Source organism: Pseudoalteromonas sp. S3776, from assembly GCF_005886915.1.
Lineage (GTDB): Bacteria > Pseudomonadota > Gammaproteobacteria > Enterobacterales > Alteromonadaceae > Pseudoalteromonas.
The window spans coordinates 93,890-113,106 of record NZ_PNCU01000007.1; the positions used below are offsets into that span (position 1 = coordinate 93,890).

19 protein-coding genes are annotated in these 19,217 nt (G+C 41.3%); 10 read left to right on the forward strand and 9 right to left on the reverse strand.

Going from position 1 to position 19,217, the window contains the following annotated elements:
- The first annotated feature begins 5 nt into the window (after positions 1–5).
- The gene (cyoE, locus tag CWC16_RS04260; RefSeq protein ID WP_138540626.1) at positions 6–890 is read left to right on the forward strand and encodes a heme o synthase; all 885 of its coding nucleotides are present in this window, start codon (positions 6–8) and stop codon (positions 888–890) included.
- 59 nt (positions 891–949) lie between these two features.
- On the opposite strand, the gene CWC16_RS04265 is transcribed toward cyoE, so the two are convergent.
- Both CWC16_RS04265 and CWC16_RS04270 read right to left on the reverse strand, forming a co-directional pair.
- Complete coding sequence (locus CWC16_RS04265) at positions 950–1,537, reverse strand: FMN-binding negative transcriptional regulator (RefSeq protein WP_138540627.1); 588 nt, start codon at positions 1,535–1,537, stop codon at positions 950–952.
- Positions 1,537–2,112, reverse strand: coding sequence for a GNAT family N-acetyltransferase (locus tag CWC16_RS04270; RefSeq protein WP_138540628.1), 576 nt, complete (start codon positions 2,110–2,112; stop codon positions 1,537–1,539). The genes CWC16_RS04265 and CWC16_RS04270 overlap by 1 nt, the downstream gene beginning before the upstream one ends.
- Before the next feature lie 106 nt (positions 2,113–2,218).
- Here CWC16_RS04270 and pdxR point away from each other — a divergent pair, with 106 nt between their 5' ends.
- Positions 2,219–3,679, forward strand: coding sequence for a MocR-like pyridoxine biosynthesis transcription factor PdxR (pdxR, locus tag CWC16_RS04275; protein WP_138540629.1), 1,461 nt, complete (start codon positions 2,219–2,221; stop codon positions 3,677–3,679).
- Position 3,680: 1 nt separating this feature from the next.
- Here pdxR and CWC16_RS04280 read toward each other — a convergent pair whose 3' ends face one another.
- The 5 genes from CWC16_RS04280 to ettA form a co-directional block, all read right to left on the reverse strand.
- A complete protein-coding gene (locus CWC16_RS04280) occupies positions 3,681–4,346 on the reverse strand; it encodes a hypothetical protein (protein WP_138540630.1) in 666 nt (221 codons plus the stop codon).
- Positions 4,347–4,452: 106 nt separating this feature from the next.
- A complete protein-coding gene (locus CWC16_RS04285; RefSeq protein ID WP_138540631.1) occupies positions 4,453–4,947 on the reverse strand; it encodes a TlpA family protein disulfide reductase in 495 nt (164 codons plus the stop codon).
- Positions 4,948–5,012: 65 nt separating this feature from the next.
- Positions 5,013–5,921 carry a histone deacetylase family protein gene (locus CWC16_RS04290; protein WP_138540632.1) on the reverse strand — a complete coding sequence of 303 codons (909 nt, stop codon included), beginning with the start codon at positions 5,919–5,921 and terminating at the stop codon, positions 5,013–5,015.
- A gap of 53 nt (positions 5,922–5,974) precedes the next feature.
- Positions 5,975–6,340 (reverse strand): PilZ domain-containing protein, encoded by a 366-nt coding sequence (locus CWC16_RS04295; RefSeq protein ID WP_055016855.1) that lies wholly within the window; start codon positions 6,338–6,340, stop codon positions 5,975–5,977.
- Between the two features lie 118 nt (positions 6,341–6,458).
- A complete protein-coding gene (ettA, locus tag CWC16_RS04300) occupies positions 6,459–8,132 on the reverse strand; it encodes an energy-dependent translational throttle protein EttA (RefSeq protein WP_055016856.1) in 1,674 nt (557 codons plus the stop codon).
- Between the two features lie 232 nt (positions 8,133–8,364).
- Between ettA and metA the strand changes: the two genes are divergently transcribed.
- Genes metA through metH form a run of 3 tightly spaced genes read left to right on the forward strand, consistent with a single transcriptional unit; the run spans position 8,365 to position 13,014 of the window.
- Complete coding sequence (metA, locus tag CWC16_RS04305; protein WP_138540633.1) at positions 8,365–9,312, forward strand: homoserine O-acetyltransferase MetA; 948 nt, start codon at positions 8,365–8,367, stop codon at positions 9,310–9,312.
- Positions 9,302–10,375 (forward strand): homocysteine S-methyltransferase family protein, encoded by a 1,074-nt coding sequence (locus CWC16_RS04310; RefSeq protein WP_138540634.1) that lies wholly within the window; start codon positions 9,302–9,304, stop codon positions 10,373–10,375. The genes metA and CWC16_RS04310 overlap by 11 nt, the downstream gene beginning before the upstream one ends.
- Before the next feature lie 8 nt (positions 10,376–10,383).
- A complete protein-coding gene (metH, locus tag CWC16_RS04315; RefSeq protein ID WP_138540635.1) occupies positions 10,384–13,014 on the forward strand; it encodes a methionine synthase in 2,631 nt (876 codons plus the stop codon).
- 92 nt (positions 13,015–13,106) lie between these two features.
- On the opposite strand, the gene CWC16_RS04320 is transcribed toward metH, so the two are convergent.
- Positions 13,107–13,661: a DUF1240 domain-containing protein gene (locus CWC16_RS04320; RefSeq protein ID WP_138540636.1), complete on the reverse strand. Its 555-nt coding sequence runs from the start codon at positions 13,659–13,661 to the stop codon at positions 13,107–13,109.
- 498 nt (positions 13,662–14,159) lie between these two features.
- On the opposite strand from CWC16_RS04320, the gene CWC16_RS04325 reads away from it, so the two are divergent.
- The 5 genes from CWC16_RS04325 to CWC16_RS04345 all read left to right on the forward strand — a co-directional run bounded on the left by CWC16_RS04325 (position 14,160) and on the right by CWC16_RS04345 (position 18,780).
- Entirely contained in the window at positions 14,160–14,525 is a 366-nt protein-coding gene (locus CWC16_RS04325; protein WP_138540637.1) for a hypothetical protein, read from the forward strand.
- 68 nt (positions 14,526–14,593) lie between these two features.
- Positions 14,594–14,974 carry a hypothetical protein gene (locus tag CWC16_RS04330; protein WP_138540638.1) on the forward strand — a complete coding sequence of 127 codons (381 nt, stop codon included), beginning with the start codon at positions 14,594–14,596 and terminating at the stop codon, positions 14,972–14,974.
- Between the two features lie 120 nt (positions 14,975–15,094).
- Positions 15,095–15,850: a hypothetical protein gene (locus CWC16_RS04335; RefSeq protein ID WP_138540639.1), complete on the forward strand. Its 756-nt coding sequence runs from the start codon at positions 15,095–15,097 to the stop codon at positions 15,848–15,850.
- 174 nt (positions 15,851–16,024) lie between these two features.
- Complete coding sequence (locus tag CWC16_RS04340) at positions 16,025–16,522, forward strand: (2Fe-2S)-binding protein (protein WP_138540640.1); 498 nt, start codon at positions 16,025–16,027, stop codon at positions 16,520–16,522.
- Entirely contained in the window at positions 16,519–18,780 is a 2,262-nt protein-coding gene (locus CWC16_RS04345) for a xanthine dehydrogenase family protein molybdopterin-binding subunit (RefSeq protein WP_138540641.1), read from the forward strand. The genes CWC16_RS04340 and CWC16_RS04345 overlap by 4 nt, the downstream gene beginning before the upstream one ends.
- 67 nt (positions 18,781–18,847) lie before the next feature.
- On the opposite strand, the gene CWC16_RS04350 is transcribed toward CWC16_RS04345, so the two are convergent.
- A complete protein-coding gene (locus CWC16_RS04350) occupies positions 18,848–19,045 on the reverse strand; it encodes a CsbD family protein (RefSeq protein WP_002958133.1) in 198 nt (65 codons plus the stop codon).
- Positions 19,046–19,217 lie beyond the last annotated feature (172 nt).

The following is a 19,217-nucleotide window of genomic DNA, read 5'->3' on the forward strand; positions in this document are numbered from 1 at the left end:
TAAAGATGTTTCGTCGTTATTTATCAGTGACTAAGCCGGGCATTATTATGGGTAATCTTATTAGCGTGGCAGGCGGTTTTTTACTCGCCTCGCGCGGAGATATAGACCCATGGTTAATGGTTGTTACGCTTATTGGCTTGTCACTTGTGGTTGCATCGGGCTGTGCTATCAACAATGTAATTGATAGAGACATAGATGTAGCCATGGCACGTACGCGTACGCGGGTGACAGTAACAGGCGAAATGTCGGCCTTTGTTGCACTGAGTCACGGTGTTTTGTTGGGGTTTGTAGGTTTTGGGTTACTCATTGCTTACACCACACAAGCCGCGGTATTTTTTGCAGCGTTTGGCTATGTCATTTATGTTGGGGTTTATAGCCTTTACATGAAACGCAATTCTGTTTATGGCACATTTGTAGGCAGTCTTTCAGGCGCTGTGCCTCCTGTGGTAGGTTACTGCGCTGTAACAGGGCAGTTCGATATGGGCGCGTTATTATTATTGGTTATGTTTAGCTTGTGGCAAATGCCGCACTCATATGCCATTGCTATTTTTCGCTTTAAAGATTACCAAGCCGCAGGTATCCCCGTATTACCCGTAGCGCAAGGTATTGATAAAGCGAAGCGCCATATTGTACTTTATATTGCTGTGTACGCTTTAGTTGTCATGCTATTACCAATAAGTGGCTACACCGGCGCTGCCTTTATGGCCGTGGCGTGTATTACCAGCTTTTGGTGGTTACTTATGGCACTGCGTGGCTATCGCCGTAATATTAATTTAACGAGCTGGGCACGCCAAGTGTTTGCTTTTTCTATTATAAATATTACAGCACTCAGTATAGCCATGGCCGTTGACTACCACAGTGCAGCGCCACAACTGCTTACGCTAATATAATTTTAAAACTTTACATTTCCAAAGTTAACCCAAAGGCTCGAAAGGGCCTTTTTTTATGCCTAAAATAGCTGGGCAATAGAGTGCTTGTTGGCAAGTTCTAGGCTTTGTTTTATTTGGGCTCTAATTTCTGCTGATTTATTTTGGCTTAGCTTAAAGTTTCCACTCCAATGAGTGGGAGTAAACTCTATAAAACTTAATTGTTGGTACATTGCTTGGCGACTGCGTATAGGCATATCATTAATATTCCACATGGGCTTGAAGGGTTGCTCAAAGTGGGTTGTTAGTTGATTCATTATTTTTTCTTTCTCAATGTCACTTTTAATAATCACTACCTTTGCAGTTATTTGCACTGATGCGTAAAGCCAGCTCGGCAGTGTTTTATTATTGCTATAAGAGGGCGATAGGTAACAATTGTCACCATTAAAAAGTAATTTTACAGAGTGTTCATCACAATGCGTCAGTGGGTTATTTTTTGCTACGTGAGCCATAAATATATTCCGTGAGGGCTCATATAATACAGGTACTTGGCATATAGTATTTAAGTCACTTTGCGAGTTGGGCATTAAAATACTCGCTAGCGGAAATTGCCTAACCAATGCCTTTAAGCGTTTTATATCATTTTCTTGAAAATGCATCGGTGGGTACATTAAAGCCTCTCTTCTAGTTGTGATTTTACATCCGGCCACTGCTCATCAACTATGCTAAATTTTGCTGTGTTTCTATAGCTACCATCACTAAGCTTTCTATCTTTATAAGCGAGCCCTTCAAAGTGGGCACCTAAACGAATAATTGCGTTACGTGATTTTTGATTTTTTTCATGGGTATTAAATGTAATTCTCACTAAATTAAGCTCATCAAACGCGTATTTAAGCAGTAAATATTTAGCGTGTGTATTTATGTAAGTTCGCTGCCAGTCATTGCTTATAAAAGTGTGGCCAATTTCAGCACTCAAATTGAATTTATCCAATTTAAATAATCGTGTTGTACCCACTACCTGCTGAGTACCTTTGTCGATAATGGCAAACACAATTTGTTCGTTTTTATTAAATTGCGCTTGCGTTAAAAACCACTCTTTTAAAATATCATGACTTTTAGTGTAGTTAATAAGTACCCATTGCCACACAATAGGGTGCTGGCCCGCTTTATATAACCCATTTAAGTGTTTATGGCTTAATGGCTCAAGAATAACCTTGTTTGTTTTATGCGTTTGCAGAGTAAACATTGCTGGCTCCATTTTTTGCTATTAAAGAGCAATAAATGTACGCTTATTTGGCATAGTAAAAACAACCAGAATATAACTTTTACCTATACCAGATTAAAGGGAACACATGCAGCCGCTAAATATTGAATTTAATGAGCAACGCAAAGCAAAATATTTGCAGTTAGCGCAAGCTTTTCGCAGCGCAATTATTAAAGGCGACATAGCGGTGGGCACAAAGCTCAGCTCAGCCAGAGAAATGGCAAAAATTTATCAGTTAAACCGCCATACAATAATGAATGCTTTACAGTTATTGGTAGCTGAAGGGTGGTTGGAATCTAATGAGCGCAGCGGGTATAGCGTTACACAAACCTTACCAATTCAAAGCAGTGTTAACACTAAGCAAGTACCTGTTGTTGACCCTAAACCTTACAAATTTACCAAAAAGTTAGCAGTGCCCGCGCCTGCTATGAATTTAAATGAATTTAAATATAACTTTGCAGGTGGACTCCCTGATCTTAATTGTTTCCCATATAAAGAATTTAAACGTTCTTTAAGTTATGTATTTAATCATGTAGATACCAGTAAATTTCATTATGGCGATATAAGTGGGGCGAGCGAGTTAAAGCAGCAAGTAAGTAGTTATTTATACAAAGCACGTAATCTTAAAGTTAATGACTTACTGATATGTAACGGCTCTCAAGAGGCATTATTTTTAATCTCAAAAGCTTTTATAAGTAAAGGTGACTTTGTTGCGGTTGAGACGTTAGGGTATCCACCAGCGCGTAAAGCTTTTGCGGCATGTGGCGCACAAATAGTAGATATAAAACAAGATGAATTTGACTTATGTATTGATGATTTGAAAGCACAATTTAGTCGCTTCTCAATTAAAATGTTGTACTTAACACCGCTGCATCAGTACCCGACAACCGTTACTTTATCGCCTACACGGCGTATGCAAATTTATCAGTTATGTTACCAACATGGCGTAATGATTATAGAGGATGACTATGACCATGAGTTTCACTATCAATGCCACCCGTTACAACCTATGGCAGCGGATGACCCTGCGGGTATAGTGATTTATCTTTCTACGTTTTCTAAAATTATGTTTTCGGCAGCTCGTATAGGCTACATATGTGCTGCACCTGCAGTACTTGAGCAATTAAGTGCATGGAAGCAACTCATGAATCATAAAAACGATGTGGTAATGCAATTAGCGGTAGCACATTTTATGAAAGAAGGTGCATTTGAGCGTCATTTAAAACGTATGACAAAGCTTTATAAACAGCGATATGAAGCAATGGATAAGTCGTTAAAAGCACTGCAGGCGAAAGGTTTATCACTTGAGTATAAAAAGCCCGATGGTGGGATGGCAATGTGGGTTAACTTAAATGTAGATACGACTAATATTAAAAAGCACCTACATAAGCACAGTATTTATTTGCAAACAGAAGCAGAGTTTTATTTTTGCGATTCTTATAGAAGCTTAAAACCTAAACACTTTAGTTACTTGCGTCTAGGATTTGCAGGGCAGTCGGAGGAAGCCATGCTAAAGGGATTAAATATCATTGCTGAGTATGCTTATTAAGCTATTTTTTTAAACTTTCTGCTTCGTAAAACAAAGGTTTAAGGGTGCCGCAGTTTATAAATTTATACGTTAACTCATTCTGGCCAGGAAGGAGAGTTGAGGTTCTAAATTTTTGCATACAGGCATTTACCAAATCCACAAAAATTAGGTGGTTAAAACTTGGCGCTTGGCTAATTTTATGTATATAAATACGCTCAGTGCCGCCTAGGTCTATCATGTCGTATTCTTGCCAGGGGCTGGCTTTAGCTAAATCTTTTAACTGGCGAGAATACAGCTGTTTACTCATTTCTATTGTTCGGTCTGTGTAAATTAGGCTACCTGCATTTTTGTAATTGCCTTCGTACACATCGGCGGTAATGGTTATTGCTTCGCCGCGCATTAAGCGTTGAATATTAAACGGTTTGGGCTTTAGCGTTATAAGCTCTGCGTTGCGCACAACATCTAAAAAAGCCACATCGGGGTTTTTAATCCTATACACCACTTGTACATCGTGCGGTAATTTATAACCGGGTAAATTAAACGCATAAATTCCTGAGCCTTTATTCACCAGTGCTATTGCATGCTCAGCATTGTATTTGGGGTTGAGTGGTGGCAATTCTGCAGCCCCTTCCTCAGCAAAAGCGTATCCGCTTATAGCAGCGATCAATAAAGTAAGAATTAGGCGCATAATTATCTCAATTAATGTATGAGCTAAAAGTGTAGTATAAAGTGCGCTAAGCTGGTGATTTATTGTTAGGGCAAGTAAGTCTATTTATTAACATGAATTTATACACTTAGTTGCTCACTTCGTGTAATAAAGTCCTGGCATATACGTGTAGGTTTTCGTCTTCAGGGTTTGAAGTGTTGGTTAAATAAATTACACGCCCAGCTTTATTAATAAATAGGGTAGTGGGTGTGCCTCTTATTCCTAATTGTTTTGCTATGGCATCGGCTTTAATAGCTGTTTTAAATGTATAGCCTCTATCAATTATTGCTTTGGCGGGGCTGGCATCATCGTCTTCTTTAAAGCTTACCGCAATGACCTTTAAGCCTTTGTGTTTTATTTTTTCAAGTGCTGGTTGCAGCTTTTTACAATATGGGCACCACGTAGCCCAAAAATGTAAAACGTAGGGTTGGCCTAATAAATCGTGCGTTTGAATGGTTGAACCATCAGCCATGTTTAACGTTATTGCAGGCAATAGTGGTAATGAGTCATCATCAGCGAGTTGCTGTGCAGAGCTTATAAAGCTTAATAAAATCAGTGTAATTGCAGAAATTAGTTTTCTCATGGTTCGTTCTTATTATTTTTTAATAGTGAGTTTAATAAGAACGTGAATTAAGTTATTTCATTTCATTAAAAACCAGCAGCCTGCTCAATCGCTATTGCATGGCGCTGCGCTAAACGTGTATGGTTTCTGTCGTAACCGCCACCAATAACACTGGCAATAGCGGTATTATGTTCAAGGCAGCGCTTGAATACTAAATGATCACGCTGTTTAATCCCATCCCACGTTATATCTAGCTTACCTAAGCCATCGTCTTGCCAAACATCTACACCGGCATCGTATAGGACTAAATCGGGGTTGAGCTCTTTTAGTAAAAACTGCAGGGTATCATCCACAATGCCTAAGTATTTTGCGTCTTGCATATTGTTAGCAAGGCCTATGTCTAAATCGCTGGGGGATTTTCTAAACGGGAAGTTTTTTTCGCAATGTATAGAGCAAGTGTACGCATACGGCTGATGTGCAAGCATTGCCGCTGTGCCATCGCCTTGGTGTACGTCTAAATCAAAAATGAGCACGTTGGTCACTTCACCGCTTTGTATTAATGTTTGCGCGGTAAAGGCTAAGTCGTTCACCATGCAAAAACCTGAGCCAAAATCAGTGTGTGCATGGTGTGTACCGCCTGCTAAATGACAGGCTAAGCCATGCTTTAATGCTAAGCGTGCAGTTTGTAACGTGCCTTGGGGAGCGGTGAATGTACGATTCATTAATGGTTGCGACCAAGGTAGGCCAATGCGGCGCATGGCTTTTTCGTCTAGGCGGTTATGCCATAAATCGTGAATGTAGTTTTCACAGTGTACCAATTCAAGTGGTTCGGGTGTACCTAAAATAGGTGTAATTAAATTATCACCCACAATGCCCAACCTTTTAACCTGATCATACAAATGAGCAAACTTGCTCATTACAAATCGGTGCTTAGGGTCAAAGCTAAACGAGTAATTACTGTGATAGACCAAAGGTAAATGAGGGTTTAGGCGCATAACTGTATCAATAATAAAGTTTGCGCTATGGTAATAAACTTAACTAAAGCAGTCTATTGTGGGTCTTCAATTAATGAAGTAAGTTCTCGGTGAAGTAGTTTGTCATCAGCTAAATTAAGCTCTACCAATCGTTTTAAATAGGTAATGCTGTTTATATCAATATGGTGGCATTTAAGGCCAACGTGCTTTTGCTCAATATGGCAAATAAGAACGTCCATTCTTATTTCTATATCGCTTTGTGGCAAAGTAAAGCGTAGTGTTGCGTCGCTGTCTTTTTTACCATTAAAAGCGTCACATTTTGTGATCAGCGCTCCGTGTAACGATACATCAAGCAACTTACATGGGTAAGTGCTCCCTGCAAATTCTAGCTGTGCAGAAGTTGAAAAAAGAATGCGCGAGAACTGACGACGATTTTCCATAAAACGAGTGCCTTTTTTGTAATATTTTAAACAAGCATAGCGGGAAATAGCGCATAGCGATAAAAAAAGGCATAAAAAAGCCCCGCATAAATGCAGGGCTTGTTGTATCAGTTAACACTTAACCAATTTTTTTGTACTTTATACGCTTAGGTTGCGCAGCTTCTGCACCTAAGGTCTTTTTAAGCCACTCTTCGTATTCAGTGTAGTTCCCATCGAAAAAGTTAATTTGGCCTTCGTCGCGGTAATCTAAAATGTGCGTTGCAATACGGTCAAGGAACCAACGGTCATGCGATATACACATGACACAGCCTGGGAACTCTAAAATAGCGTTTTCAAGCGCGCGTAGTGTTTCAACATCAAGGTCATTGGTTGGCTCATCCAGTAGTACCACGTTACCGCCCGCTTTTAAAAGCTTAGCAAGGTGTAGGCGGTTACGCTCACCACCCGATAAGTCTTTTACAAACTTTTGCTGGTCGTTACCTTTAAAGTTAAAGCGGCTAACGTATGCACGGCTTGGGAACTCAAAGTTACCAATTTTTAGCACATCTTGCCCGTCAGATATTTCTTGGAAAACAGTTTTGCTTTCGTCCATATTGCCACGGAACTGATCAACTGTTGCAAGCTCTACAGTTTCACCTACGCTGATGCTGCCGCTATCTGGCTGCTCTTCACCACTTAGCATTTTAAATAGGGTTGATTTACCCGCACCATTGGCACCAATAATGCCCACAATCGCGCCTTTTGGCATACTAAAGCTTAAATCGTCGATTAATACGCGATCGCCAAAGCTCTTACGTAAGTTATTTACTTCAAGCACTTGGTCGCCTAAACGCGGGCCTGGTGGAATAAATAGCTCGTTAGTTTCGTTACGCTTTTGGTAATCAGACTGCTGTAGCTCGCTAAACTGCGCCATACGTGCTTTAGACTTAGCTTGACGACCTTTAGGGTTTGAACGTACCCACTCAAGCTCTTGAGCAATTGATTTTTGACGTGCTTTTTCAGACTTTTGCTCTTGCTGTAAACGTGCATCTTTTTGTTCAAGCCAAGAAGAGTAGTTACCTTCCCACGGAATACCTTCACCACGGTCAAGCTCTAATATCCAGCCAGCTACATTATCAAGGAAGTAACGGTCATGGGTCACTGCCACAACAGTGCCTTCGTAATCATGTAAGAAGCGCTCAAGCCATGCAACCGACTCAGCATCTAAGTGGTTAGTAGGCTCATCGAGAATAAGCATATCTGGCTTTTCAAGTAATAAACGACAAATAGCAACACGGCGGCGCTCACCACCCGATAGGTGCTCAATTTTAGCATCCCACTCTGGTAAACGCAGTGCATCGGCAGCGCGCTCTAAAACGTTATCGATGTTGTGACCATCGTGCGCTTGAATAATCGCTTCAAGCTCGCCTTGCTCTTTTGCTAGGGCGTCAAAGTCAGCGCCGTCCATTGCGTACTCGTTGTACACTTCGTCAAGGCGGTTTAGGGCGTGCTTAACTTCGCCAACGGCTTCTTCAACTATTTCGCGTACTGTTTTGCTTTCATCCAGTACTGGCTCTTGCGGTAAGTAACCAATTTTAGTGCCCGGTTGAGGGCGCGCCTCACCTTCAAAGTCTTGATCAACACCGGCCATAATGCGAAGTAATGTAGATTTACCAGCACCATTTAAACCTAGCACGCCAATTTTAGCGCCAGGGAAAAAGTGCAACGAAATATCTTTTAAAATTGTGCGCTTAGGTGGCACAACTTTAGATACTCGACTCATCGAGAAAATAAACTTATCAGGTAAAACCATGGAGGAAAGCCTTCAAATAATAATAAAAATTTCAATGTTGTATTGTAGTGGCTCACGGGTGAAACAGTCAACGAATGGCGGGTTTTAAAGCGCTAATGGCTGCAGGTTGATAAAGTATAAAATCATGAATAAATTTCATTTAGACATCTATACATCTAGAGGTTGATATTTTTGGCATTCTGTTCATAATGAGAGCGTATAAATTCTCGGTTTTTATGAGTAGGAGTAAAATATGCCAATCACAGTAAAAGACGAGCTACCGGCTATTGCCCGTTTGCGTGAAGAAAACGTGTTTGTAATGCCCAAAAGTCGTGCAAAAACGCAAGAAATTCGTCCAATGCGTTTGGCTATTTTAAATTTAATGCCTAATAAAGTAGAAACCGAAGTACAGTTTATTCGTTTGCTTGCTAATTCTCCTTTGCAAGTAAATGTAGAGCTATTGCGCCTTGATACGCACCGCAGCAGTAGCAACTCTGAAGAGCACCTAGATACTTTTTACCGTTATTTCTCCGAGGTAAAAGACAATAACTACGATGCATTGATCGTTACCGGCGCGCCACTAGCTCACCTTGAATACGACGATGTTGCCTACTGGGACGAGCTAAAAGTGATTATTGATTGGGCAGAGCAGCACGTTACCTCTACGTTGTTTTCGTGCTGGGCGGCGCATGCAGCGTTATACCACCGTTACAATTTAAAGCGTGATTTAAAAGAAGATAAACTCTGTGGCGTGTTTACCCACCAATGTTACTTTGACCATGGGGCGCTTACGCGTGGCTTCGACGATACCTTTTTAGTGCCGCACTCACGTTATGGCCACATAGATGTAAATAAAATTAATGCCTGCGACGATATAGTCGTGCTGGCAGGCTCTGAAAAAGTAGGCGCTTACTTAATGAAAAATAAGTCGGGCAGCCAAGTGTTTATAACCGGCCACCCAGAATACGATGCCGACACACTAAAAGCAGAGTACGAGCGCGATTTACAAAAAAGCCCTAATGCGCCAAAACCCGAAAACTATTTTCCAGATAACGATGCAAGTAAAAAGCCCTCAAAAACGTGGCAAAGCCATGCCTTTTTGCTGTTTTCGAACTGGTTAAACTACTACGTGTACCAAACTACACCTTATGATATTAATTTAGTTAGCCAAGATGTGAGGACTAACAACTATGCCGAATAACGTGCCAAACAAAAATAAGCAAAGCGAATTAAGCGCTGCGCTAAAACAGCGTATTTTAATTTTAGATGGTGCAATGGGTACCATGATCCAAACTCACAAGCTTGAAGAAGAAGACTACCGAGGCGAGCGTTTTAAAAACTGGCACGTACTAATTAAAGGCAATAACGATTTATTAAGCCTTACAAAACCCGAGCTAATAACCGATATACACCGTAGCTTTTTAGCCGCCGGTGCAGATATTATTGAAACCAATACCTTTAACTCAACCACCATTTCGATGGAAGATTACGACATGGCCAGCATAAGTCGTGAGGTAAACCTAGAGTCGGCCAAGCTTGCGCGCGCTATGTGTGACGAGTTCACAGCCCAAAACCCAAAAAAACCACGCTATGTAGCCGGTGTGTTAGGGCCAACATCTAAAACCTGCTCTATCTCGCCAGATGTAAACGACCCAGGCTATCGTAATATTACCTTTGATAAGCTGGTAACTGCGTATGTTGAGTCTACTCTTGCATTAATGGAAGGCGGTGCTGATTTAATACTTATCGAAACCATTTTCGACACCCTCAATGCAAAAGCAGCCTCATTTGCAGTAGAAGAAGCGTTTGAGCAAGCCGGGCGCACATTACCAGTGATGATCTCGGGCACCATTACCGATGCCTCAGGCCGTACGCTTTCAGGGCAAACAACCGAGGCATTTTATAACTCTATTCGTCATATTAAACCTATTTCAATTGGCCTTAACTGCGCCCTTGGCCCCGACTTACTGCGCCAATACGTAGAAGAGCTTTCGCGCGTATGCGAAACCTTTACCTCAGTGCACCCAAATGCGGGTTTACCAAATGAGTTTGGTGAGTACGACCTAGAAGCAGAGGACATGGCCGCCGAGATTATCGATTGGGGTAAATCGGGCTTTATAAATATTGTGGGTGGGTGCTGTGGCACCACGCCTGCGCATATTCGCGCCTTTGCTAAAGGGCTTGAAGGGGTTACACCTCGCCCTTTACCAGAGCTTGATGTTCGCATGCGTTTATCAGGCCTTGAAGCCTGTAACTTAAACTAGGAGCCAATATGACACAGCAAATTGCAGTATTTACCAATGTTGGCGAGCGTACCAACGTAACTGGCTCTGCCATGTTTAAACGCTTAATCATGGAAGAAGATTACGAGACAGCGCTTAACGTTGCCCGCGAGCAAGTAGAAAATGGCGCCCAAGTTATTGATATAAACATGGACGAAGCCATGTTGGACTCAAAAGCAGCCATGGTTAAGTTTTTAAACTTAATTGCCTCAGAGCCCGATATATCTAAAGTGCCTATTATGGTCGACTCCTCAAAATGGGATGTAATAGAGGCAGGCCTTAAATGTATTCAAGGCAAAGCTATTGTTAACTCAATATCGCTTAAAGAGGGCGAAGAGCCGTTTAAACGCCAAGCTAAAATTATTAAACGATTTGGCGCAGCCGCTGTTGTTATGGCGTTTGATACCGAAGGCCAAGCTGACACCGCAGATAGAAAGTACGAAATATGTGAGCGCAGCTACAAAATATTAGTCGATGAAATAGGTTTTCCGCCGGAGGATATTATATTCGACCCTAATATATTTGCTGTAGCCACCGGTATAGAAGAGCACGACAACTACGCCGTAGAATTTATTGAAGGCACACGCCGCATTAAACAAAACTTACCGCACTGTAAAGTGTCGGGTGGGGTGTCAAATGTATCGTTCTCATTCAGAGGTAATAACCCCGTACGTGAAGCCATTCACTCGGTGTTTTTATACCACGCGATAAAAGCGGGTATGGATATGGGCATTGTAAACGCAGGTCAACTTGCGGTTTACGACGACATCCCCGAGGAACTTCGTAAAGCCGTAGAAGACGTAATCCTCAATACCGACCCCGGTGCAGGTGAGCGCCTTGTAGAAATAGCCCCTAAGTTTTCGGGTATGGCACAAGCCGAACGCGTAGAAGATTTAGAATGGCGCACATGGCCTGTTGAAAAACGCCTAGAGCACGCCCTTGTCAAAGGCATTACCACCTTCATAGATGAAGACACTGAAGAGTGCCGCGCAGCTGCCGATAAACCTATTCACGTGATTGAAGGGCCGCTCATGGATGGCATGAACGTGGTAGGGGATTTATTTGGTGCAGGTAAAATGTTTTTACCGCAGGTTGTTAAATCTGCCCGCGTAATGAAGCGCGCAGTGGCCTACTTAGACCCATTCATAGAAGCTGAAAAAGAAGAAGGCGCCACTAACGGTAAAGTAGTTATGGCCACCGTAAAAGGCGACGTGCACGACATTGGTAAAAACATTGTAGGCGTAGTACTGCAATGTAATAACTACGAAGTAATCGATTTAGGCGTAATGGTACCTGCCGAAAAAATACTGCAAACCGCGATTGACGAAAAAGCCGACATAATCGGCCTTTCGGGTTTAATTACCCCATCGCTTGATGAAATGGTACACGTAGCCAAAGAAATGACCCGCCGAGGCTTTGAGTTACCACTTATGATTGGCGGGGCAACGACCTCTAAAGCGCATACTGCAGTAAAAATAGAGCCACAGTACGACAAAGGCGTAGTGTACGTAAATAACGCCAGCCGAGCAGTGGGCGTAGTATCCAGCTTGTTATCAAACGATCTAAAACCCGCCTTTTTAGAAAAAACCAAAGCCGAGTACGACAAAGTACGCGAGCAGCAAGCGCGCAAAAAGCCACGTTCAAAACCGGTTACCATACAGCGTGCCCGCGATAACGCCGCCAAGCTTGATTGGGATAACTACACGCCACCTGTGCCTAAAAAACTGGGCGTGACTGAGTTTAAAAATGTATCAATTGCCACGTTGCGTAAATACATAGATTGGACCCCGTACTTTATGACGTGGTCAATCGCTGGCAAATACCCACGCATAATGGACGATGAAGTCGTTGGCGAGCAAGCACGTAGCTTATTTAAAGACGCTAACGACATGCTCGACGACCTTGAAAAGTCAGGTGCTTTGCAACCTTTAGGTGTTATTGGTTTATTCTCTGCAAACCGCGTGGGTGATGATATAGAAATTTACACCGACGAAACTCGCAAAGAGCTGTTAAACATCTCGTGCCATTTACGTCAGCAAACCGAAAAAACCGACTTTGCTAACTATTGTTTGGCCGACTACATTGCGCCAAAAGGCACACCTGATTACTTTGGTGCGTTTGCAGTAACGGGCGGTTTAGAAGAAGACGACTTAGCCGACGCGTTCGATGCCAAGCAAGACGACTACAATAAAATAATGGTAAAAGCGGTTGCCGACAGGCTCGCAGAAGCCTTTGCAGAATACCTGCACGAACAAGTGCGCAAAGAGTATTGGGGTTACGCAGTCGATGAAAACTTAAGTAACGATGAGCTAATCCGCGAAAACTACCAAGGTATTCGCCCTGCGCCAGGTTACCCTGCGTGCCCAGAGCACACCGAGAAAAAGAAAATTTGGCAGCTGCTCGATACCGAAAAACGCATTGGTATGCAGCTCACTAGCTCCTACGCCATGTGGCCAGGGGCTGCTGTTTCGGGCTGGTATTTCTCACACCCAGAGGCAAAATACTACGCCGTAGCAGCTATTCAAAAGGATCAGGTAGAAGATTATGCCAAGCGAACTAATATGACGCTCGAAGAGGCAGAACGTTGGCTATCGCCTAACTTGGGGTATGAGCCGGAATAAAAGAGCAGCGATCAGTTTTTAGCTGTCAGCTATCAGTTAAAACGAAAACGAGCCCAGAGAGGCTCGTTTTTAGTGTGTATTTTAAAAAATCATCAAGGGCTATTGGCGAGTAGCTCATCTACTTTCTTTATAACATCTTCTGGTGTTGGCTCAGTCGTTTGTTGTTTTAACCAATCTGTTATTTCTTCGCTGACTCTGTAACCTTTTTTAATGCAGTAGTGTTGAGAGGTAACCCATACATCTGGGGCTCCTCTAGTGCTGCCACTGTAAGAGTTACAAATAATGTAGCCTTCACTTTTAATTTTACTTTCAATAAAGTAAGTATAAGTAGGAACTGAAACTAATAGTAAAATTAAAGTAATCCCACAGAGCTTATACCATTTAATTAGAAGCTCTGGCTCTACTTCAGTGTTTCTTACTTTTAATACTATTAGTCGAGTGAGCATAGCAAATGCTGGCGTACCTAAAATTAAGCTCGGAGCAACACTCTTTTCCTTAAAAATCATCGGGTGATTATTTAACGCCTCAAAGACAAATGCCACTTCATTATATGATGCAATCGGTAAAACTAAGGTGATGATAAAGAATAAAACAAATAAAAAAACACCCTTTATATTTTCACTTAACGTTACTCTGTCGTGTTTCATTAAATTCCCTTTAATCATCATTTAAACAAGGTAAAAAAAGACGTCGCGGTTACACTTTATACGGCTTCGACATATGCACTATTGGCAACTCTTAGACTAACTACAATTTTTTAGTTATCTAATCTAGTATAAACTAAACACATAGCTACTCCTGCTGCAAAAGCCCCTATAAGAAAAAATAAGCTAGATTTCACTTCAAATCTTTTACAATGAAAAACGAAGTAGCAGGCTTTGTTTAGGTTAGGTTAGGTTAAAAAAGTAAAGTGTCTTAGATTGATTTTAAAAAGCATCAAGTAAGTTTGGTTTATATTAAATATTATCATAGGATCTCGCGTTGTGCTTTTTTATGATACTTCAACCCATGGCACCCAAACTTGGTTAGCCAAAAAAAGTAAAAGCAAACTTGTTTTATTCGCAGGAACGTTATTTAATTTTCGCTTTGAGGTTAAAAAAGTCAGATTAGCCTCTCAAATTAATTTTTAGGAACAGGAAGCTAAAATGCATGGATCGCGTATTATTAAAACTCAAGAAATCAGCTTGTTTAAAAGAGCGCTAAATTTAGCTTTATTATTTACTCATATAATTTTTTTATTTGGTATAGCTGCCACCGCATTCGATCGTGAGAGTTTTGAGGCGATAAGTAACGCAAAATATGGCAATAGCGCTCCCTTAATGCAATCTAAATTAGCAGATATATTTGTATCTCCCTGGTTTGCTTATTTGTGCTTAGTTTTGATCCCAATAACTATAATGAAAGAGTGCTTTATGAAAAACTATGACGTTCGAATTTACTCAAATGTACTGGCTTCGTTTATATGCGGATTAATAATCTATGTATTTATTAATAAGCTGTATAGTTTATAAGGTTTATTTAATGTGATTTTTAGCTTTTTTAAGCGGAAAATTTATAACTTAAAAGGAAAAAATATCTAATGGAAAATATTTTTTGCGGGTATTATGATGAGGAAATGGAGCAGGATGTTCCATTACAACCAAACATTAGTGAAGCTATAACCTTTTTCAAAGACTTTATTTGGGAGAATAAAAATTCAGAATCCGCCATGAAAATTTTATTTCTTCAAGCTTTAGGGGACAATGAGGCTTCATTGCAAATAAGTTGCTTAGAAAAAAAATTATGGTGCATTTCTACCAGTGTTTCCATCCGAAGGCGCTTTCTAGGGCCCTTTTTAAAGCGTAATACATTTAAAGTTTTTATAGATAAAAATGAAGGTGGAACAGAAAATATAATACGTAAATTTTATGAAAGTTCACCTAATGAATTCGCCGAGTTTTTAAAAAGTAGTGAAAGTTGAGCTCAAAAGAAAATTACAGTACTAACTTTTCCGTGCACTATCTAATACATTTAAGCTAAAGGCTTTTGCTTTGAAACCCTCGAAATATTAGCTCTATTAATTTCAATTAAAGGACTATTCATGAAATATCTAAATCACATATTACTTTGCATATCGATACTTTATACAACGAACACATTTGCGCTTGAGCAAAAGTATCACGAGAGCGTTTTACCTGTTATTGCTGCTTTCAAAACGCATGATAAATCTGCAATTGCTGCACATATTCGCTACCCTTTAAAAAGGCGATATCCATTGCCTGACATTAAAAATGAAGCCGAGTTTATAAACCGCTTTGATGAAGTGTTTGATGATGAACTTGTTGCTGTTATTGGCAGCTCTAATATCAATACCGATTGGGATAAAGTTGGTTGGCGCGGCATTATGCTAAATAACGGCGTTTTGTGGGTTGATACAGACGGCAAAATCATAACTGTAAATACTCAAAATGTTAAAGAGCAAGTACTTGCTGAACGATTAATTGAACACGATAAGCAATCTCTGCATTCAAGTGTTAATACTTTTAAAAAACCAATACTCGATTGGAAAACGGCTAACTACCATATTCGCGTTGATGATTTAGGTGATGGAAATTACCGTTATGTTGTGTGGAGTATTGATAAAAAGATTAGTGATAAGCCCGATATGATTTTACTAAACGGTGATATTACCTATGAGGGTAGCGGCGGGAATCATCACTATACGTTTAAAAATGGACGTTACAGTTATGTGTTACAAGTAACTATTATTGGTTGCGATACATCACCGCCAGGCTGGCTTGAAGTTTACAAAGACGATCAACGGGTTTTATCTGAAGATGTTATAAGCGCTATTTAATTTAGTATTAGCAACTTACTTAATAATGAGTAATGTTTTTTAGTACCAAACGTTCTAGTAATTAGTATTTTAATAAAATAGTTCTAAGTGGTAGGCTAAAAAGTAGTAAGTAAATTAAAACCGTCCACGCGCTGTAGGGAGTCCTCCTGTAAAGCGCTTTGCAAGGAGTCTAATATGATCACCCTTACCATTAATGGTAACAAGCATGAGTTTTCTGGCGACCCGTCTACGCCCGTTTTGTGGTACCTGCGAGATGAATTAAATTTAACTGGGCCTAAGTTTGGCTGTGGTATGGCGCAGTGTGGTGCATGCACCATACATATTGATGGCGTAGCGCAGCGTTCGTGTGTATTACCTGTATCGGCTGTAGTTGGGCGCAATATTACCTCTATTGAAGGGCTAAGCGAGCAGGGCGATCATCCAGTGCAAAAAGCGTGGGTTGAGCATAAAGTGCCGCAGTGTGGGTTTTGTCAGTGCGGGCAAATAATGCAAGCGGCAAGCTTATTAGCAGCTAACCCCAATCCAACTGATGAAGAAATAGTGAGCAATATGTCGGGCAATATTTGTCGTTGTGGTACATACCCACGTATTCATAAAGCGATTAAGTCTGCAGCTAAAACCATAGCGGGTGTTGAATATTTTGACCCAAATGATCAAGGGGAAGAGGTATGAAAAATGACAATACGTACTTTGACCTAAACCGTCGCCAATTTTTAAAAACCAGCGCAATAGGCGCATTAGTATTAGGCACTTATTTTGTCGGCAGTGCACCGAAAGCGTTTGCCGGCGTATTAGAGCAACCCTCTGAGCAAGCAAAGCGTGCTAACTTATTTATAGCTCTGCGCCCCGATGGCATGGTTGAAATAACTTGTCACCGCTCTGAAATGGGTCAGCAAATTCGTACGGCCATTGCTCAAATTGTGGCAGACGAAATGGAAGCCGCGTGGGACAAAGTAGTTGTTATTCAAGGTAAGGGCGACCCTAAATATGGGGATCAAAATACCGATGGCTCGCGCAGTATTCGCTACAACATGCAGCGCCTGCGCGAAATGGGCGCAAGCGTACGTTATATGATGCAGCACGCAGCCGCTAAATATTGGAAAGTTGAGCCACAAACCTGTACAGCTAATCAGCACGTGGTTACCCACAGCTCAGGAAAAACGCTTGGCTATAAAGATTTAATCGACCTCGCGCTTGGTATTACACCGCCAGAGCCTGACAAGCTAACACTTAAAACACGCAAAGAATGGCGCTATATAAATACCGGTATGGCGCACATAGATTTAACTGATTTAGTAACCGGTAAAGCCACGTTTGCTGCCGATGTACGCGAACCAAAAGCGCTGGTGGCTATTATTGAGCGCCCGCCGGTAGTAGGTGGTGTGGTTAAATCGTTTGATGCCAGCGCCGCTAAAGCAATTAATGGCGTAGTTGATGTTATTGAAATGCCTGTACCAAAAGGTGCGCCGCAATTTCAGCCAAAAGGCGGTATTGCTATTGTTGCTAAAAATACGTGGGCTGCATGGCAGGCGCGTAAAGCACTAAAAGTAGTGTGGGATGATGGTAAAAACGGTGATTATAATTCAGAGAACTTTAAAAAGTCGTTATTACAAACAGTAAGTGAGCCGCAAGCGCATGTGCGCGAAAAAGGCGATACCACCAGCGTATTGGCTAAATCGAGCAATAAATTAGTTGCCGACTATTACGCGCCGCACTTAACTCAAGCACCTATGGAGCCACCTTGCGCCACGGCAATGTACAATAAAGACAGTGTAGATATTTGGGCTGCAACGCAAAACCCGCAAGCCGATATGAAAACTGTGGCCGCACTACTGGGTATGGATGAGAGTAAAATTAACGTGCATGTCACCATGTTAGGTGGCGGATTTGGGCGTAAATCAAAACCTGATTTTTCGGCAGAAGCTGCTTACATTTCAATGAAAGTAGGACAACCTATTCGCGTTCAATGGACGCGAGAGGATGATATACAACACAGTTTTTATCATGCGGTATCGGCTCAACATATTGAAGCGTCACTCAATGAGAAAGGTAATATTGAAGCTTACTTACATCGCACGGCGTTTTCGCCAATTATGTCGACCTTTCAAGAAGGGGCAACATCGCCTGCAGGTTTTGAACTGCGTTTAGGCTTTACCGATAACCCTATAAACTCACCTAACTTAAAGTTAGAAAATGGCGAAGCACCCGCTAAAACAAGAGTTGGCTGGATGCGCTCGGTATCAAATATTTTTCATGCTTTTGCTATTCAGTCATTTATTGCTGAAGCTGCGCACAAAGCAGGGCGTGACCAAAAAGACTATTTACTCGAAACCATAGGCCCTGATCGTATTTTAGATGTAACCGAGCAAAATGCGTCTTACGATAACTATGGCGCCGATAAGGACGTTTACCCTTTAGATATTGGTAAATTACGCCATGTTATTGAAAAAGTGGCTGATATAAGTAAATGGGGCCGAAAGCTGCCAAAAGGCCGCGGGTTAGGTATTGCAGCGCACCGCAGCTTTTTAACCTATGTGGCAACGGTGGTTGAGGTAGAAGTATCAGACGCTGGTGATTTAAACGTGATTAAATCGTGGGTGGCTATTGATGCAGGTACGGTAGTAAACACCGATACCGTTAAAAACCAAACGCAAGGTGGCTCTATTTACGGTATTACCACTGCAATTAGCGATGGTATTACCTTTGATAAAGGCCGAGTACAGCAAAGTAACTTTCATGATTACCGCGTACCGCGTATGAGCGATTCACCTCTAGAGGTAGAAGTAGAAATAATACAAAGCGATGCACCACCAGCAGGCGTAGGCGAGCCCGCAACACCGGTTTACGCCCCCGCATTGTGTAACGCTATTTTTGCCGCTTGTGGTAAACGTATTAGGCAATTGCCTATAGGTAACCAATTAAAAGCGTAAATAAACGTCCTTTTTTAGCCGTTAAACAAAAAAACCGCCAAATGGCGGTTTTTTTAGAAGTTAGCGATTAGTGAGTTTTTTCAAACTCATCTACTTCACGCTCTGCTTCTTCTTTAGATTTACCGTACTGCTGCTGGATTTTACCCACTAGCTCTGTACGGCTACCTTCAATTTTGTCTAAATCGTCGTCAGTAAGATCGCCCCATTTTTGTTGCGCCTTACCTTTAAGTTCGTTCCAATTACCTTTCATACGATCGCTGTTCATAAGTATCTCCTTACTTAGATTTATTTAACGTTCACTATAAAAGGAGCAAGGCGTGTACCAATAAGTTAAATTTAAATTTTATAATTATAATCAGGGTGTTATGTTTTTATTGGGGCAGTAGAAGTTAATATAGCGCGCATGTTCTTAAAAAATGTACAGAGCGGTTTGTAAT

What these genes read in the sequence shown, in the direction of transcription:
- ettA (WP_055016856.1), bottom strand. Translation starts at nt 8,132, where the DNA reads ATGGTTTTACCTGATAAGTTTATTTTCTCGATGAGTCGAGTATCTAAA.
- CWC16_RS04290 (WP_138540632.1), bottom strand. Translation starts at nt 5,921, where the DNA reads ATGCGCCTAAACCCTCATTTACCTTTGGTCTATCACAGTAATTACTCG.
- CWC16_RS04280 (WP_138540630.1), bottom strand. Translation starts at nt 4,346, where the DNA reads ATGCGCCTAATTCTTACTTTATTGATCGCTGCTATAAGCGGATACGCT.
- CWC16_RS04320 (WP_138540636.1), bottom strand. Translation starts at nt 13,661, where the DNA reads ATGAAACACGACAGAGTAACGTTAAGTGAAAATATAAAGGGTGTTTTT.
- CWC16_RS04325 (WP_138540637.1), top strand. Translation starts at nt 14,160, where the DNA reads ATGCATGGATCGCGTATTATTAAAACTCAAGAAATCAGCTTGTTTAAA.
- CWC16_RS04335 (WP_138540639.1), top strand. Translation starts at nt 15,095, where the DNA reads ATGAAATATCTAAATCACATATTACTTTGCATATCGATACTTTATACA.
- CWC16_RS04270 (WP_138540628.1), bottom strand. Translation starts at nt 2,112, where the DNA reads ATGTTTACTCTGCAAACGCATAAAACAAACAAGGTTATTCTTGAGCCA.
- CWC16_RS04340 (WP_138540640.1), top strand. Translation starts at nt 16,025, where the DNA reads ATGATCACCCTTACCATTAATGGTAACAAGCATGAGTTTTCTGGCGAC.
- cyoE (WP_138540626.1), top strand. Translation starts at nt 6, where the DNA reads ATGTTTCGTCGTTATTTATCAGTGACTAAGCCGGGCATTATTATGGGT.
- metA (WP_138540633.1), top strand. Translation starts at nt 8,365, where the DNA reads ATGCCAATCACAGTAAAAGACGAGCTACCGGCTATTGCCCGTTTGCGT.
- metH (WP_138540635.1), top strand. Translation starts at nt 10,384, where the DNA reads ATGACACAGCAAATTGCAGTATTTACCAATGTTGGCGAGCGTACCAAC.
- CWC16_RS04330 (WP_138540638.1), top strand. Translation starts at nt 14,594, where the DNA reads ATGGAAAATATTTTTTGCGGGTATTATGATGAGGAAATGGAGCAGGAT.
- pdxR (WP_138540629.1), top strand. Translation starts at nt 2,219, where the DNA reads ATGCAGCCGCTAAATATTGAATTTAATGAGCAACGCAAAGCAAAATAT.
- CWC16_RS04345 (WP_138540641.1), top strand. Translation starts at nt 16,519, where the DNA reads ATGAAAAATGACAATACGTACTTTGACCTAAACCGTCGCCAATTTTTA.
- CWC16_RS04310 (WP_138540634.1), top strand. Translation starts at nt 9,302, where the DNA reads ATGCCGAATAACGTGCCAAACAAAAATAAGCAAAGCGAATTAAGCGCT.
- CWC16_RS04265 (WP_138540627.1), bottom strand. Translation starts at nt 1,537, where the DNA reads ATGTACCCACCGATGCATTTTCAAGAAAATGATATAAAACGCTTAAAG.
- CWC16_RS04295 (WP_055016855.1), bottom strand. Translation starts at nt 6,340, where the DNA reads ATGGAAAATCGTCGTCAGTTCTCGCGCATTCTTTTTTCAACTTCTGCA.
- CWC16_RS04285 (WP_138540631.1), bottom strand. Translation starts at nt 4,947, where the DNA reads ATGAGAAAACTAATTTCTGCAATTACACTGATTTTATTAAGCTTTATA.
- CWC16_RS04350 (WP_002958133.1), bottom strand. Translation starts at nt 19,045, where the DNA reads ATGAACAGCGATCGTATGAAAGGTAATTGGAACGAACTTAAAGGTAAG.